The sequence below is a fragment of the Polycladomyces zharkentensis genome, assembly GCF_016938855.1.
Classification (GTDB): domain Bacteria; phylum Bacillota; class Bacilli; order Thermoactinomycetales; family JIR-001; genus Polycladomyces; species Polycladomyces zharkentensis.
Genome location: NZ_JAFHAP010000006.1, coordinates 66,335 through 80,574, shown reverse-complemented (window position 1 = coordinate 80,574; position 14,240 = coordinate 66,335). Strand labels below are relative to the sequence as shown.

Genomic DNA, 14,240 nt, shown 5'->3' with positions numbered 1-14,240 from the left:
AGTTATGGAAACATATGTTTGGTTTTGAAGGGAGGAAAAAGCACCGGGCGCGGTCGGTCCGCTCCGGCGCTCGTGAATCCACTCACCCGTTGATTGCCTCAGTTTTGCATCACAAAGTCCTTTTCCACCGATTCATCTTCCCTGAAAATCCGCAAAATCTCATATTTGGTGTTGCGTTGGGCGGGAATCTTGCCCGCTTCGCGAATCAAACGAAGGATCATGTTGGTGTTCACCTTGTGCGTCGTGCCAGCGGCGGAGACGACGTTTTCCTCGATCATGGTACTGCCGAAATCATTACATCCGTATGAGAGTGACAATTTCCCGATCTCCGGTCCCATCGTCACCCAGGACGATTGCAAGTTGGGAATGTTGTCCAGCATGATTCGGGAGATGGCCACCGCTTTCAGATACTCTTCCGGCGGGAGCTTTTCCCGTTGGAGATAGGTGTTTTCCGGCTGGAAAGTCCATACGATGAAAGCGAGGAATCCGCCTGTCTCATCCTGTGCTTCGCGGATGCGCAACAGGTGCAGTACCCGTTCCTCCAACGATTCGCCGAAACCGATCACCATGGTGGCCGTGGTGTGCATACCCAGGCGGTGCGCCGTCTGCATCACGTCCATCCAGTCGCGCCATGATCCTTTCAACCGGCTGATCTTCCGACGGGTTCGGTCGTCCAGGATTTCCGCTCCGCCACCGGGAATGGAGTCCAACCCGGCCTCTTTCAATTGACGGATCACCTCTTCCAGAGGCAGACCCGAAACTTCTTTCATCTTCAAAATCTCCGCCGGGGAGAACGAATGCATATGAATGTCGAACCGATTTTTGATCTCCCTCAGCAATTGGGTATAATACGAGAACGGCAAGTTGGGATTGGTCCCACCCTGCATCAAAATTTCCGTGCCGCCCACGTCGATCGTCTCCTGGATCTTGCGAAAAATCTCCTCATTGGACAGCACATATCCTTCATCCGATCCCGGCGCCCGGTAAAATGCACAGAACCGACAATAGGTGTCACACACATTGGTGTAGTTGATGTTGCGTCCGATCACAAACGTGGTAATCGGTTCCGGGTGACGGCGTTCCATCAGTTTATTGGCCGCCCAACCCAGTTTTTCGATCTCGTCAGATTCCCAGAGGGCGATTCCCTCTTCCAAGCCGAGCCGTTCCCCGTTCAATGCGCGCTCAAGCAGCGCGTCTATTTTGGCCATACGATCATCCTCCAACTGTTCAGGATCTCGGACCGTACATACCTTCCACATTCATCCTACCACAAACCACGCCGATTTGTCTTGACAATGAAAAAAGGCTTGAACCTGACGCGACGTCAGGTTGTATGCTGAAACCGAAGAAAGGAGGGAGCCACTGTGGAAAAGCGCCAGTGGAAAATCGGGGAGCTGGCCCAAGCGTCCGGTCTTACCGTCCGAACCTTGCATTACTACGATCAGATCGGACTGTTAAAACCGTCCCGCCACACGATGAAAACGTGCAAAAGTTGGCCCGTCGGTGGAAAGAGCTGGTCGAGATGTTCACCGGTGGCGATCCCGGCATCCGGCAGTCCCTGCAACGCATGTATGAAGAAAATCCGGATTTCGGGGCGCAGATGGGGCTGGATCAGGAGATCTTTGCGTATATCGGCAAAGCCATGGCCGCAGACCAAGACGGAAACGGCACCCAGCCCCCTCGGTGACATCGCACTCCGGTATCTGTCACTTTCCCCCGGATGAGCGTTGGTCAACCATAGGCCGGTTATACACCGGCCTGTTTCATTTTCTGTCATCTTTTTTCCTTTATTTCCGTATTCATTTGTGTATGATTAACAGTAAGGGATGATCAATACCATTTGGATTTCAGCTGTTTTCAGGAGGTTATGTTCTTTTGGACGGTGTTCTAGGTACCACGTTCAAACTGTTTCTGGTGGTTTTTCTGGTACTGTTGAACGGATTTTTTGTAGCGGCCGAATTCGCGATTGTAAAGGTTCGCTCCACACAAATTGCCCAATTACAAGACAGGCGCGCAAAAATCGCCAAGAAAGTCCTGTCGAATTTGGACCCCTATCTGTCCGCAACTCAATTGGGAATTACGCTGGCTTCGTTGGGACTTGGATGGATCGGAGAACCCGCCATCGCAGAGATGATCGAGCCGGCCCTCTCCTACCTCGGGATGCCTTCCTGGCTCATCCATACGATCTCATTTGCCATTGCTTTTACGATCATTACTTTTCTCCATATCGTATTGGGTGAAATGGCACCCAAATCCCTCGCCATCCGGCGGGCGAAGGAAACCACCTTGTGGACGGCAAGCCCATTATACGCCTTTTACTACGTGTTTCAGCCGTTTATTGTGATCCTCAACGGTACGGCCAACCGAATTCTCAAATGGATGGGAATTGAATTGTCAGATCATCAACAGGCCCATACGGAGGAAGAAATCCGCTTATTGATTTCCCAGAGCCATAAAAGCGGCATCATAGACGAAACGGAACTGGATCTTTTTGATAATGTCTTTGAGTTTTCCGATCGCCGTGCGCGGGAGATCATGGTTCCCAGAGTCAACATGAAGGTGCTGTACCGCGACAACACGTTTGAGGAAAATTGGGAAATCATCCGTCAATCTCACCATACCCGTTTTCCTTTATGCGGGGCGGATAAAGATGACATCATCGGGATTATCCATATCCGGGACGTATATGAGCAAATGCTGAACAACCAAAAACCCGCTCTGGAAAAATTGGTCCGTCCGGCCATTTTGGTTCCCGAAACGATGGAGTTGAAAGATATTCTCCGAACTTTACAGAAAAAACGCTCCGAAATGGCCATCGTCGTCGATGAATTTGGCGGAACTTCCGGTCTGGTAACAACGGAAGATATTGTGGAGGAAATCTTCGGGGAAATCCAGGATGAGTTTGATAACGAACAACCTGCCATACAACAAATCGGAGACGAAACGATCATCGACTCGCGATTGCTGATTGACGAAGTGAACGATCATTTCGGGATTGCGATCGAAGATCCCGATAACGATACAATCGGAGGTTGGGTATTTTCCCAACTGGATAAGATCCCCATGAAGGGAGATCGAGTCGTATACGACGGTTGGATTTTTGTTGTAAAAGATGTGGAGCAAAGACGGGTTACCCGTTTGTCGGTCATACCCGATCCCGATGTGAAACAAGAAATCGAGAGCATATCGTAAAACCAATCACAAAACAGCTGCCCCAGGGGCAGCTGTTTTGTGAATCGGATCAATATCAGTCATCCCGCTTTATTTCGCGTCATCACCGATTTCGATTTTCAATCCGCCAATCTCGATTTCCAGCTCACCGTCTTCAAACTCGATTTCCATGCCTTTTTCCTTCATCGGAGCTATTATGACTCCATCCCGACAATAACATCAATCATCGTCCTCTTCAAATAAATCTTCCAAAAAGCCTTCATCATCCTCATTTTCTTCTTTATCATCGTCCTTGTCATCATCATCGAGCAACTCCGAAACCGCCATTCCACCAACAGCTCCAGCTATAAAGCCTCCGATTGCTTCTCCCATTCCAGATCCATGGTGTTCATGGTATCCATAATGGTGTTCCATATGATAAGCGGAATGAGGGTGTTGGACCATCTCATCCAAAATTTCTTGAATAAACGAGGTTAATTCTGAAACGGATTGAAGCTGGTCATTGTAGATGAATACCTCGCGTTTCACCTCTTGTTCACGCCCGTGCGAATACAAATCCAGCTCCAATTGCAAACGAACCCCTTCAGGGAGGAGAGTGGCCGCAAATTCCAACTCCTGAACCTGACCATTCAAATATGAGGTGGGGAAAAACGCAAATTCCTGGACGTACCCGTTGAACATTCTGGAATCATGTTTTTCACGAAATCCCAATTGCTCCAGCGCCAACAGGATTTGCTGCAACGATTGCGGGGGGAGAATTTCGATATAATCCCGATCCGTTTGATCCACTCCACCTGCAATATCCAGTTCCGTTTGAAAGAAGTATGTCACATAATTCCCCGAAAGCAGAAGGTCATTCGGCAATTGGTATTGAAACGGAAACTCTTTTCTTTCCCCGGGATGAATCGTGAAAGATTGATGAAACGGGATGGAGGTAACCAGATGAGTCGCTTCACTTTCATGTGAACGCACGATCACCATCAGACGAACATCAATTTTGTTGATGGATTGTTGAACCGTTCCTCCCTGAATGACCAACGTTCCTTCTACAAATTCTCCCAAAGCAAACTGATTTCGGTTTAACACCAAATCCACTTTGGCAGCTCCGTGACCGAGTCGAGCCATCAAATTCTTCAACATATCTTATGGATCTCCTCCCTGTATGATGTAATCTGTCCTATCGACAATCGCAATCAATTTACCCAACATTTTTCAACCTGGCTCCGATGTCGTCCACTGGCTTGGGCTTCTTGTTCGGTCATGAAGTAGATACGATTTTCCGGTTTGATTTCATTCACCACATCACAATCAGCCGGATGATACACATCACTGTTTTTACTGGCCACAAACCCAACTGCTTCTCTATGAAATCCATCTTTTTGAACGTAGTTTTCCCACTGCCAAATGCCGACCCCTTTCTTTTGGGCTTCTTTCTGAATTTTTTCGTACTCATCAACGTACTTGACATTGGGTTGATACACATAAGCGACACGCGCCAAGCCGTTTTTCAGCAATTCTTCCTGCAATGATTTTCCGTCCACATATACATAGGCAAGGAATCGCCCAAATTTGTCTCGTTCAGAAACATCCTTTTCCAGTTCGATTGTTTTGGCGTTTTCAATCATCCTTTCCGTAAATCGCTTGGCTTCCTCTCCGAACGGTTGTTTTCCAAGACGAGGATGATGGGTTTCCGGGGTATCCACCAATAACAGGCGAACCGTATCCTCTTTTCCATTCATTTTCACTTTGATCGTATCTCCATCAATCACAGTGACAGAATCAACCGGAATTGCTACACGCTTCACTTCATGCTTCCCTTCACTGCATCCGGACAGCATCAAAAAAAGACTGAGAAAAGAAAGGAAGAGTGAAAGATACAACCTCCTCGTCACCGTTGACATCCTCCTGATGTACCTCTTCTCTTACCGGTTTGACCGATTTTATGATGTATGATATCAAAAAAATGAACAAGGATTTATGAACATTAATTTAATATTTTATTCAATATCCCTATGAGTTATCATTGATTTGAAATGATCGTTTAATTGAACTCGTGAATTTTGGTGAATACGGTCAAAGTGGAAAACACCCTACACACTGGCAATCGGATCGATCAGGGATGAAATCACTTCCCGTTTTTTATAAAGAGCGAGCGGGAAAACCCAGCCCTTTAGGGTTGGGATGAAAGCGAGCGTCGGACGCGGGAGGGCCTCAGCTCTCGCAAGTCCGACGAATTTTGGTATAATCAAGTCAAGAAGTGCGAAAACACTTAAAACTACTATGCGAGCAAAGACTCGTTAAACCTAAAAACACCCAGGCTTGGACGAAGCCATCGTGGATGGATGTGGGTTGCCACGCCAGATGAAGCGAGAAGCCCACGGCGACCGAAGAGAGTACCTCTGGTGCTTTAGCCGTGCGGAGCAAGTCACTTGCCAAAAAGTGCAGCACAAAAGCCGTGAAAATATGTTACACTTACCACGAGAAAAGCTTTTCCGGCCCGTGGTTTGCATATTTGTTTGCAAACGGGCCTTTTTCGTGGCGATTGAACCGCGAAATCCCTTTGTCTATCCAAGAGTGTCGAGAACCCACCACTCTTAAAACAACACTAGGGAGCGATTAACATGAGTGAAAAACGTCTGCGGGACAACGGAACCGGGACGGCAGGGGAATCCCCCGCGCCGGGTATGTACCGTTTTCCGCCAAAACTGCAAGTATTCGGTCGGGATATTCAAAAAGAACAGTTGAAATACCACCACCGTCGCGTGGCTGTGGAAAAATCGTTCACCTTCGACGCGGCACACCATCTCCATCTGTACGACGGCAAATGCAAAAGCCTGCATGGCCACACGTACCGGTTGGTGTTGCAAGTGAGCGGATATGTCAATGAAATCGGCATTGTGGTCGATTTCAAGGATCTGAAACAATTGGTCAAGGAACGAATCATGAAACCTTTGGACCATCAATATCTGAATGAAGTGCTGCCGCCCATGAACACCAGCGCGGAAAACATGATCGTCTGGATGTGGGAACAGTTGGAGGAAGGGTTGGCGGACATGGGCAAGCCGGAGCAGGAATTGCGTCTCGAATGGTTGCGTCTGTACGAGACACCCACCAGCTCCGCTTTTCTCAAGCGCGAATGGATGGTGGAAGCATGATGCAGACACAGGATCAGGATGCAAAAACCCTCACCCTTCCGATGGTGGAAATCTTTCAGACTGTGGAGGGTGAAGGATTGAAGGCGGGCTATCCCACCACCTTTATCCGCTTGTACAACTGCAATCTTCGTTGTACCTGGTGCGACACCAAGTACAGTTACGCGCCATACCCACCCGAATTTACCGCCACCATCGGTGAAATCGTGGAACAGGCAGAGCGCTACGGCAATCCCTGCATTTGCCTGACCGGCGGGGAACCGCTTTTGTATGAAGAGAAAGCACTGGCGTTGATTCAGGAGTTGGCTGCTCTCCCATCGGTGGAAGACATTCATATCGAAACCAACGGCGCCATCCGCCTCGACCGTTTCGATACATGGCGAAAAAGCGTTCCGGAAGGAAGAAAAGTGCGGTTTGTGATGGATTACAAACTGACGTCTTCCGGTGAGCGGGAAAAGATGATCGAGAGCAATTTTCATCTGTTGGATGAACGGGATGAAATCAAGTTCGTCATCGCCAACCGGGAAGAGTTCGATGAGGCGATGGAAGTGGTCCGCCGTTGTGTGCGGAAGGGGAACATTCTTTTCAGTCCGGTGTGGGAGACGCTCCCCCCGAGTCAGCTGGTGGAATGGATCTTGGCCGGTGAAAACAAACGGATCAAACTGAACCTGCAAACGCACAAATACATCTGGGACCCTGACAAACGGGGCGTGTGACGGAAAGGAAGGAGGAAAAACATGAACGAAAAGGCGGTCGTCATTTTGAGCGGCGGATTGGACAGCACTACCTGCATGGGCATCGCCGCCGACAAAGGGTATGAAATATACGCCCTCACCTTCGATTACGGCCAACGCCACCGGCACGAAGTGGAACACGCCAAACGCGTGGCCCAATTTTACGGCGTCAAACAGCATCGGATCGTGAAGCTGGATTTCCTGCGCCAGATCGGCGGCAGTGCTTTGACCGACCCGGAGATGGAGGTGCCAACCGAAGGAGTCACGGACGACATTCCCGTCACCTATGTGCCTGGCCGCAATCTGATCTTTTTATCACTGGCCACCTCTTATGCTGAAGTGGTCGGAGCCCGCACCATTTTCATCGGCGTCAGCGCCGTCGATTACAGCGGGTATCCGGATTGCCGTCCGGAATTCATCGCATCGATGAACGAAACGATCCGCCGCGTCACCAAAACGTCGCAACAGGAACGACCCATCGTGATCGAAGCGCCGCTCGTTCATTTGTCCAAGGCGGATACGATCCGGCTGGGCACCCGACTGGGTGTACCGTATCACTTGACCACTTCCTGTTACCAGGGACAAAGTCCGGCTTGCGGCGTTTGTGACAGTTGCCGACTGCGGCTGAAAGGGTTTGCCGAAGCGGGTGTGGAAGACCCGATTCCGTACGTGACGCGTCAACCGTCATGACATGGTGAACTGACCACGGGTGATACTACCCCTGTCAGATGGTTGACAAAGTCCGTGGGAACCGATTTTTCCGTCTCTTTGTCCCGGTAATTCCATCAGGACGCAACGTTTTCCAGGAAAGCGACTTATCAAGCCCTGCCGAGCGGAGAACCGGTAAGCGCAGGAATTCATTCGCGGGCAATTTCTTTAAAGCGAAGCGTACTTTGCCCGTATCCTGCGCGCTCCGCGGTTCAGAGCGGCCAAGACCGGCTTCCTTGCAGGGCACAGATGGAGCGATCAGGGAAAACGAAGGCGGACTGACTCATCCGAAACGACATGAACACTTGTCAGCAGTCTTGACACGGGTGATACTACCCGTGTTTCGTTTTTTTCGGCCGATGGTGTATGCTACAATCAAAACCATCCCGAAGGGGGCTTGTCTATGGTTCGGGCACCTGAATTCCCCAGAGACGGTATATGGCTCAACACGGACCGTCCGCTCTCCCTGGAGGCATTGCGTGGACACGTGGTCCTGTTGGATTTCTGGACTTACTGTTGCATCAACTGCATTCATGTGATACCGGACTTGGCCTATTTGGAGAAAAAATACGAAGCGGAACCGTTCGTGGTAATCGGCGTACATTCGGCCAAGTTCCACAACGAGCGGGACCCGGATAACATACGAAATGCCATTGCCCGATACGAAATCGAACACCCGGTGTATGTCGATTCGGATCACCGGGTGTGGGATGCCTACACAGTAAACGCCTGGCCCACATTCATTCTGATCGGTGCCGATGGACGCGTGGTGGCCAAGGGGTCGGGAGAAGGACTGCGAGATGCGCTGGACCGCCATATCGGACAAGCGCTCGCAGAAGCGCGGAATCGAGGGATCTTGGCAGAACGGAAAATGGACATCCGACGCCCGCCTATCCCGGAACATCCGCTGTCGTTTCCCGGCAAACTGGCTCTACATCCGTCATCGGGGCATCTGTTCGTCACCGATTCCAACCACAACCGGATTTTGGAGCTGAAGGTGAACGGTAACCGCGCCCGAATCGTGCAAACGATCGGTTCCGGCCAAATCGGGGCAAAGGACGGGGACTTTGACACCGCCACCTTTTACCGCCCGCAGGGATTGGCCGTCACCGACCGATTCCTCTATGTTTGCGATACGGAAAACCATATGATCCGCAGACTGGATCTTGCCTCCCGCACAGTTGAAACATTGGCCGGCACAGGGGAACAGGCCCGTTGGGGCGCAACGGGCGGATACGGTCCCGACACTCCGCTCAATTCACCCTGGGATTGCACCCTGGTCGGTGATCAATTATTCATTGCCATGGCCGGACCGCACCAATTGTGGAAACTGGATTTGACCACCCGACAGGTGGAAGTGTTTGCGGGCAGCGGCTGGGAAAACATCGTCGACGGCTCCGCCGAACGGGCGCAACTGGCCCAACCCAGCGGGATTTCGCACGACGGTGAACGTCTCTATTTTGCCGACAGCGAAGTCTCTGCCCTGCGCACGTGCGATTTGCAAACCGGAGAAGTGCATACCCTGATCGGTCGGGGACTGTTTGTCTTCGGTATGAAGGACGGCCATTTCGATTCCGCCCTGCTTCAGCATCCATTGGGCGTGGACGTCGCGGGAGACCGGGTGTATATCGCCGACACCTATAACCACGCCATCCGTGTCGCCCATCTGACCACGCAGCGAATCGAAACGCTGATCGCGAGAAGCGATGCCACAACCTGCCGGATCGGTGACGAAGCCTGCAACGAGTTACCGTTGAACGAACCCAACGACGTGCTGTTTCATGAAGACAAACTGTATATTACCGACACCAACAACCACTTGCTCCGCGTGTTCGATTTGACCGCGCGGAAGTTGGACACGCTGGAATTGGCGGAATAGCGGCCAAACAAACAGCCCGCGTGTTGCGGGCTGGCTGCTGACCTGACTTGTTCCGCACGGATAAAGCACCAGAGGCCTTCTCGCTTCATCCGGGCGTGGCTACCACATCCATCTACGATGGCTTCGTCCACGCCCGGGTGATTTCTGGTTTCACGAGTCTTTGCTCGCATCGTCGTTTTCGGTGTTTTCGCATTTCCCGACTTGATTGTACCAATTCTGTCGGACTTGCGAGAGCGGAAGCCCTCCCGCGTCCGACGCCCGCTTTCATCCCAACCCTAAAAGGGCTCGGTTTTCCCGATCGCTCTTTATTGGTCTACCATCACATGTCGGTTGAGCTTTTCCCTCTCGCTCCTCTTACGGCAAGCTCGGGAAAACAGCCACCCTTATTGAGAGGAGCGGGTCCGAATTTCCCGCCGAGCAACTCTCGCTGTCGCTACGGAGCGGAGACGGGAAATCGGAGCCCCGTATTTCCCATGCAGGCTGTCATTTATGATAAGGTCCATCCTTATCGATCCACCGCGTTTTTTCACTGGCAGGAGTCCGCTTTTTGACGGGAGCGTCGATGGCGGGATAGCCGACGTATACAAAGCCGACCAATTGTTCTTTTTCACCCAGACCGAACAATTCCTTCATTTTCGGATGATAACACGGCATACCGGTGCGCCAGATCGCCCCCAATCCCATTGCACGGGCGGCCAGCAACATGTTTTGCACAGCCGCGTGAACGGCCGCCAGTTCCTCCACCATTTCCACTTTGGGATCGTCGGACGGGGACACCGCTACCGCGATCACCACCGGAGCACGAAACGGCTTTTGCTCTTCTTTTGCCAATTTGGCCCGGTTTTCGTCCGTATCGGGGTCCGTCATCTTTTCCCGGGCAATTTCCACCAGCGTACGCGCCAATGGACGGCGCCCCTCATCGGTCAACACGAAAAACCGCCAAGGCTCTGTCATATGATGACAAGGCGCCCACACCGCCGCCTCCAGCAATTGCTCAATCATCTTCCGCGGCACCGGGTCCGGTTTCATCACGCCGATGCTTCGACGTGTACGGATTGCTGTCCAAATATCCAACCGAATCCCCTCCTTCAACCCTTTTACCCTTGATTGTATACCATTTTCGATCAAAATGCCTGTTCCAAAAATAAAAGCCCTCTTCCCGTTGGAAAGAAGGCTTTGATTGTGATCCCGCAAGATCTTGTCATATACCTCGGCATGACGGTTTGGTGCCGAGGGTCGGACTCGAACCGACACGGTGGAAACCCACCCCAGGATTTTAAGTCCTGTGCGTCTGCCAATTCCGCCACCCCGGCAAAGGATAAAAAAATGGAGCGGAAGACGGGATTCGAACCCGCGACCCCCGCCTTGGCAAGGCGGTGCTCTACCCCTGAGCCACTTCCGCTCATTGAGATGGTGGTTCGGGACGGAATCGAACCGCCGACACGAGGATTTTCAGTCCTCTGCTCTACCAACTGAGCTACCGAACCACTGTCATCCAATTTCATTCGACTGACGATGATTATTTTATCACGCCCGTCCATAGAAATCAATACCCTTTTTCAAAAAAACAGGGTCACGGACAATCGGATGATCGTTGGGTTTCTCTCCGGTTGGGGCCGTCCACGAAATACACGTCGACATAATGACGAATCCGCTCCATGATCCGTTTGGCTTTCATCCGCTCCACACCGCCTTTGTTGGAATGGGCCAAATGATCTTCCAGCTCGTCCAACGACAGGTTGGAGGTGTAAATGACAGGCAGCCCCTCGGCTACGCGATATTGCAATATCGCCCCCAGCACCTCATCGCGAATCCACGGCGTCAGTGTTTCCGCACCGATATCGTCCAGTACCAGCACGGTCACTTTTTTGAGTGCATCCAATTTGTCCGCTACGGACCCCTCGTTGATGGCTTCGCGTAACTCACGCACAAATTCGGGCACATAGACCATCAGGGAATCCACATTGTAATTGACCAATTCCTGTGCGATCGCACCCGCGATCCGGCTTTTGCCCACACCCAGCGGTCCATACAGATATAATCCGCGGCGAGGCTTGCCATGAGAAGAAAACTGACTGCAAAAATCGATCGCCGCTTCAATGACGTCGGCTCGATGCTCATCCTGTTCGATCAACTCAAACGTGGCTGACAACACGTCTTGCGGGATATGGTGACTGCGGATCAAACGGCTGCGTCTTTGCTGTTCTTGATGAGCCTCCCACTTCTCACAATGCGTCATCCGGAAATCAAGATATCCCGCATAAACAGACAGCTCCGACCGGTGTCCCTGCACCAGGTTGGGGCATCTGTTCAATCCCGGACAACGGGAACAATGTTCCTGCTCCTGCACGTACTGGTGCAAACGGGACAAAGAACGGCGGTACACTTCCATCGGTATATCCGGATGACGCTGGACAAATACTTGTAGAGAAGGGTGTGACAACAAGGTCCGCAACTGTCGTTCCGGATCGGTTTTCAGCCGTTTTTTCCATTGACTGACGTATTTGTCAATCGAATTCACTGACGATTCCCCTTTTCACCGAGGCGTTTGCGCATCTGGATGAGTTTCGCTTGGATCCGGGCCCGTTTTTCAGCCAGACTTTCCGAGTTTTTTTCGACGTCCCGGGCATTTTCCCGTGGCTGGGAAGCCTGTTGTTGGGCACGTTCCATCTGCATGGCCACTGCGTGGGGGAGCTTCTCTTCCCGAATCGATTTGGTCCGGGTTCCCCTTGAGGTAAGGTGTCTGTTGCCCTGCTGTTTTTTCCACTCCCAATTCAACTCTTGACGGGCGATTTCCATCGCTTCCCGAGCAGTTTGTACTTTTCGCCGCTTCCAATGCCCGGCGATTTTTTCCACCAAGGCTTTTGGCAGTTTGTAGTCATGCGTATACAACACGTATTCCAGCAGGACGTTGATCACCCCATGCGGCAATCCGTATTCGTGCATCAGACGGGCGACCAGCTCGACATCGGCATCCGGAATGCGCATACCATCTTGAAAATACGACAATAATTCCAAGGGTGACAGTTGCTCCAGTTCCCGGATATGTTTCTCTTCGTCCGTCATTTCCTCCGGCGATTTCTCCGGTTCGGGTAAGGGCGCCTTTTTCCCTTCCTCCGACACCAACGCTTTCTTTTTGATCATCGGCGGTTCGCCGTACTGCAACCGGTATTCCTTTTTGACAAACCGGCGCAATCGCTCGATGTCGATCTCACCGCCCCTGGTGATATACGGATTTTGCAGCGCCCGAAGCAAGTCCGGATCACTCAGTCCGTACAGGAAGCGGATCTCCTGAATTTGCCGCTTCACCTCATCCGTCCACGCCTCATCCGGGATCACCGTTTTCAAACGGGACCGGATCATGTCAAACGAAGCCTCATCCCAGTGAAACGGCGGGGCTTGTCCATCCGTCACCCCCGTCGGCTCCCCTTCCATCGGCAATAACGATGGGGTATCCGACTGTGCAGCCGCCACTTCCGAGGGAGACAAACATCCGAATACTTCCTGAAACGATTTGGTGACATTTACTCGCTCATCCGGCTCCCCCGCAGCTTCTTCTCTGTTCAGCAACTGCCGGCGGAGTGCCAGATAGGAATCTTTGCCCAAACGATGATACAACGTGATACTGAGTACATCACTCTGGAAAAAACGCTCCGGAACCAATGGCGGCACCAGCTCGTATTCAATCCGATGGGTCGTGTTTTCGCGAACCTCATACGTGTTGAGCAGACCCACACCTTCCAGTAAAAATCGGCTTTCCAACAAATCCTGCCAAGAAACGGACAACAGATTCATCAGATACAAATGAGGATGGGCATCCGATCGACCAGCCCGATCCGGCGGTGCCTGATACGCCAGGGTAAGATACAGGGCGATGGCGGTCGAACCGACGATTGGCTGATACAAATGCAACAATCCGATAATATCCGCCAGATGAATGGGGCGGCGGGTTCGGCAGATCCATTCGTCGCGCGGTGTGCACTGATTCCATAACATTGACATCCACCAAGCCCCCCGTCGCTTCGTCCAAAATCATCCTCTTATTTTATCATAAGAAAAAGAAAGCGACACAACCGCCACTGAAACACACCGGATGGGACAAGATCAGGATTTTCCCGTCCTGTTCAACAAATCCTCCAATTCCCGCACAAATGCATCGATATCCTGAAATTGTCGGTAGACGGATGCAAACCGCACATATGCCACCTCGTCCACATCCACCAGTCGCTCCATGATCATTTCTCCGATCACTTTGGTGGGAACTTCCGTTTCCCCCCGCTCACGCAAGGTGCGTTCAATCTCATCCACGAGCGCTTCCAGCCGTTCCAGCGGCACCTCACGCTTTTCACACGCGCGGAACAAGCCCCGCAGGATTTTTTCCCTGCTGAATACTTCCCGGCCCCCGTCCTTCTTGATCACCATCAGTGGTTTTTCCTCCACGGTTTCAAAGGTGGTAAACCGCCTGCCGCACGCCTCGCACTCGCGACGCCGACGGATCGATTTTCCCTCGTTGGCCGGACGGGAGTCCAAAACCCGGCTTCCCATGCTCCCGCAAAAAGGGCACCGCATGCAACATTCCTCCCCGTATTGGACCGT

Annotated in this window: 13 protein-coding genes, 3 tRNA genes and 1 pseudogene; 7 read left to right on the top strand and 10 right to left on the bottom strand. The window is 51.8% G+C overall.

Annotated features, from left to right (window positions below):
- Positions 1-98: 98 nt before the first annotated feature.
- Positions 99-1,208, bottom strand: a complete 1,110-nt coding sequence (gene mqnC, locus JQC72_RS05845) for a cyclic dehypoxanthinyl futalosine synthase (RefSeq protein ID WP_205493705.1) — start codon at positions 1,206-1,208, stop codon at positions 99-101.
- A gap of 156 nt (positions 1,209-1,364) precedes the next feature.
- Here mqnC and JQC72_RS16470 point away from each other — a divergent pair.
- The 3 genes and pseudogenes from JQC72_RS16470 to JQC72_RS05835 all read left to right on the top strand — a co-directional run.
- Positions 1,365-1,463 (top strand): annotated as a pseudogene (locus tag JQC72_RS16470) (MerR family DNA-binding transcriptional regulator); the annotation flags it as partial.
- Between the two features lie 20 nt (positions 1,464-1,483).
- The gene (locus tag JQC72_RS16465) at positions 1,484-1,687 is read left to right on the top strand and encodes a TipAS antibiotic-recognition domain-containing protein (RefSeq protein ID WP_335342409.1); all 204 of its coding nucleotides are present in this window, start codon (positions 1,484-1,486) and stop codon (positions 1,685-1,687) included.
- A gap of 188 nt (positions 1,688-1,875) precedes the next feature.
- Positions 1,876-3,192: a hemolysin family protein gene (locus JQC72_RS05835; RefSeq protein ID WP_205493701.1), complete on the top strand. Its 1,317-nt coding sequence runs from the start codon at positions 1,876-1,878 to the stop codon at positions 3,190-3,192.
- A gap of 198 nt (positions 3,193-3,390) precedes the next feature.
- Here the strand turns inward: JQC72_RS05835 and JQC72_RS05830 are convergent, their stop codons facing one another.
- Together JQC72_RS05830 and JQC72_RS05825 are read right to left on the bottom strand one after the other, a co-directional pair.
- Positions 3,391-4,311 carry a sporulation protein gene (locus JQC72_RS05830; RefSeq protein WP_205493700.1) on the bottom strand — a complete coding sequence of 307 codons (921 nt, stop codon included), beginning with the start codon at positions 4,309-4,311 and terminating at the stop codon, positions 3,391-3,393.
- A 53-nt stretch (positions 4,312-4,364) separates the two neighbouring features.
- Positions 4,365-5,063 (bottom strand): thermonuclease family protein, encoded by a 699-nt coding sequence (locus tag JQC72_RS05825; protein ID WP_335342408.1) that lies wholly within the window; start codon positions 5,061-5,063, stop codon positions 4,365-4,367.
- Positions 5,064-5,855: 792 nt separating this feature from the next.
- Here JQC72_RS05825 and queD point away from each other — a divergent pair.
- The 4 genes from queD (at position 5,856) to JQC72_RS05805 (ending at position 9,644) form a co-directional block, all read left to right on the top strand.
- On the top strand, positions 5,856-6,326 hold the full coding sequence (gene queD, locus JQC72_RS05820; protein ID WP_205493948.1) for a 6-carboxytetrahydropterin synthase QueD: 471 nt from the start codon (positions 5,856-5,858) through the stop codon (positions 6,324-6,326).
- Positions 6,323-7,039 (top strand): 7-carboxy-7-deazaguanine synthase QueE, encoded by a 717-nt coding sequence (locus JQC72_RS05815; protein ID WP_205493697.1) that lies wholly within the window; start codon positions 6,323-6,325, stop codon positions 7,037-7,039. The genes queD and JQC72_RS05815 overlap by 4 nt, the downstream gene beginning before the upstream one ends.
- A 21-nt stretch (positions 7,040-7,060) precedes the next feature.
- Entirely contained in the window at positions 7,061-7,747 is a 687-nt protein-coding gene (queC, locus tag JQC72_RS05810) for a 7-cyano-7-deazaguanine synthase QueC (RefSeq protein WP_205493695.1), read from the top strand.
- A gap of 421 nt (positions 7,748-8,168) precedes the next feature.
- Positions 8,169-9,644 carry a thioredoxin-like domain-containing protein gene (locus JQC72_RS05805; protein WP_205493685.1) on the top strand — a complete coding sequence of 492 codons (1,476 nt, stop codon included), beginning with the start codon at positions 8,169-8,171 and terminating at the stop codon, positions 9,642-9,644.
- Positions 9,645-10,127: 483 nt separating this feature from the next.
- Here JQC72_RS05805 and JQC72_RS05800 read toward each other — a convergent pair whose 3' ends face one another.
- The 7 genes from JQC72_RS05800 to nrdR all read right to left on the bottom strand — a co-directional run bounded on the left by JQC72_RS05800 (position 10,128) and on the right by nrdR (position 14,213).
- Positions 10,128-10,718 carry a nitroreductase family protein gene (locus tag JQC72_RS05800; protein WP_205493684.1) on the bottom strand — a complete coding sequence of 197 codons (591 nt, stop codon included), beginning with the start codon at positions 10,716-10,718 and terminating at the stop codon, positions 10,128-10,130.
- Between the two features lie 150 nt (positions 10,719-10,868).
- Positions 10,869-10,957: transfer RNA gene (locus tag JQC72_RS05795), tRNA-Leu, on the bottom strand.
- 14 nt (positions 10,958-10,971) lie between these two features.
- Positions 10,972-11,046, bottom strand: a tRNA-Gly gene (locus JQC72_RS05790).
- A gap of 9 nt (positions 11,047-11,055) precedes the next feature.
- A tRNA-Phe gene (locus JQC72_RS05785) sits at positions 11,056-11,131 on the bottom strand.
- An 86-nt stretch (positions 11,132-11,217) separates the two neighbouring features.
- Positions 11,218-12,165, bottom strand: a complete 948-nt coding sequence (gene dnaI, locus JQC72_RS05780) for a primosomal protein DnaI (RefSeq protein ID WP_205493683.1) — start codon at positions 12,163-12,165, stop codon at positions 11,218-11,220.
- Positions 12,162-13,646, bottom strand: a complete 1,485-nt coding sequence (locus tag JQC72_RS05775; protein ID WP_205493681.1) for a replication initiation and membrane attachment family protein — start codon at positions 13,644-13,646, stop codon at positions 12,162-12,164. The genes dnaI and JQC72_RS05775 overlap by 4 nt, the downstream gene beginning before the upstream one ends.
- 102 nt (positions 13,647-13,748) lie before the next feature.
- Positions 13,749-14,213, bottom strand: coding sequence for a transcriptional regulator NrdR (nrdR, locus tag JQC72_RS05770; protein WP_205493678.1), 465 nt, complete (start codon positions 14,211-14,213; stop codon positions 13,749-13,751).
- Positions 14,214-14,240: the final 27 nt, after the last annotated feature.

Excerpts from the sequence above, each read along its gene's own strand:
- JQC72_RS05805 (WP_205493685.1), top strand. The coding sequence starts at position 8,169 with ATGGTTCGGGCACCTGAATTCCCCAGAGACGGTATATGGCTCAACACG.
- queC (WP_205493695.1), top strand. The coding sequence starts at position 7,061 with ATGAACGAAAAGGCGGTCGTCATTTTGAGCGGCGGATTGGACAGCACT.
- JQC72_RS05775 (WP_205493681.1), bottom strand. The coding sequence starts at position 13,646 with ATGTCAATGTTATGGAATCAGTGCACACCGCGCGACGAATGGATCTGC.
- JQC72_RS05815 (WP_205493697.1), top strand. The coding sequence starts at position 6,323 with ATGATGCAGACACAGGATCAGGATGCAAAAACCCTCACCCTTCCGATG.
- JQC72_RS05830 (WP_205493700.1), bottom strand. The coding sequence starts at position 4,311 with ATGTTGAAGAATTTGATGGCTCGACTCGGTCACGGAGCTGCCAAAGTG.
- mqnC (WP_205493705.1), bottom strand. The coding sequence starts at position 1,208 with ATGGCCAAAATAGACGCGCTGCTTGAGCGCGCATTGAACGGGGAACGG.
- nrdR (WP_205493678.1), bottom strand. The coding sequence starts at position 14,213 with ATGCGGTGCCCTTTTTGCGGGAGCATGGGAAGCCGGGTTTTGGACTCC.
- queD (WP_205493948.1), top strand. The coding sequence starts at position 5,856 with ATGTACCGTTTTCCGCCAAAACTGCAAGTATTCGGTCGGGATATTCAA.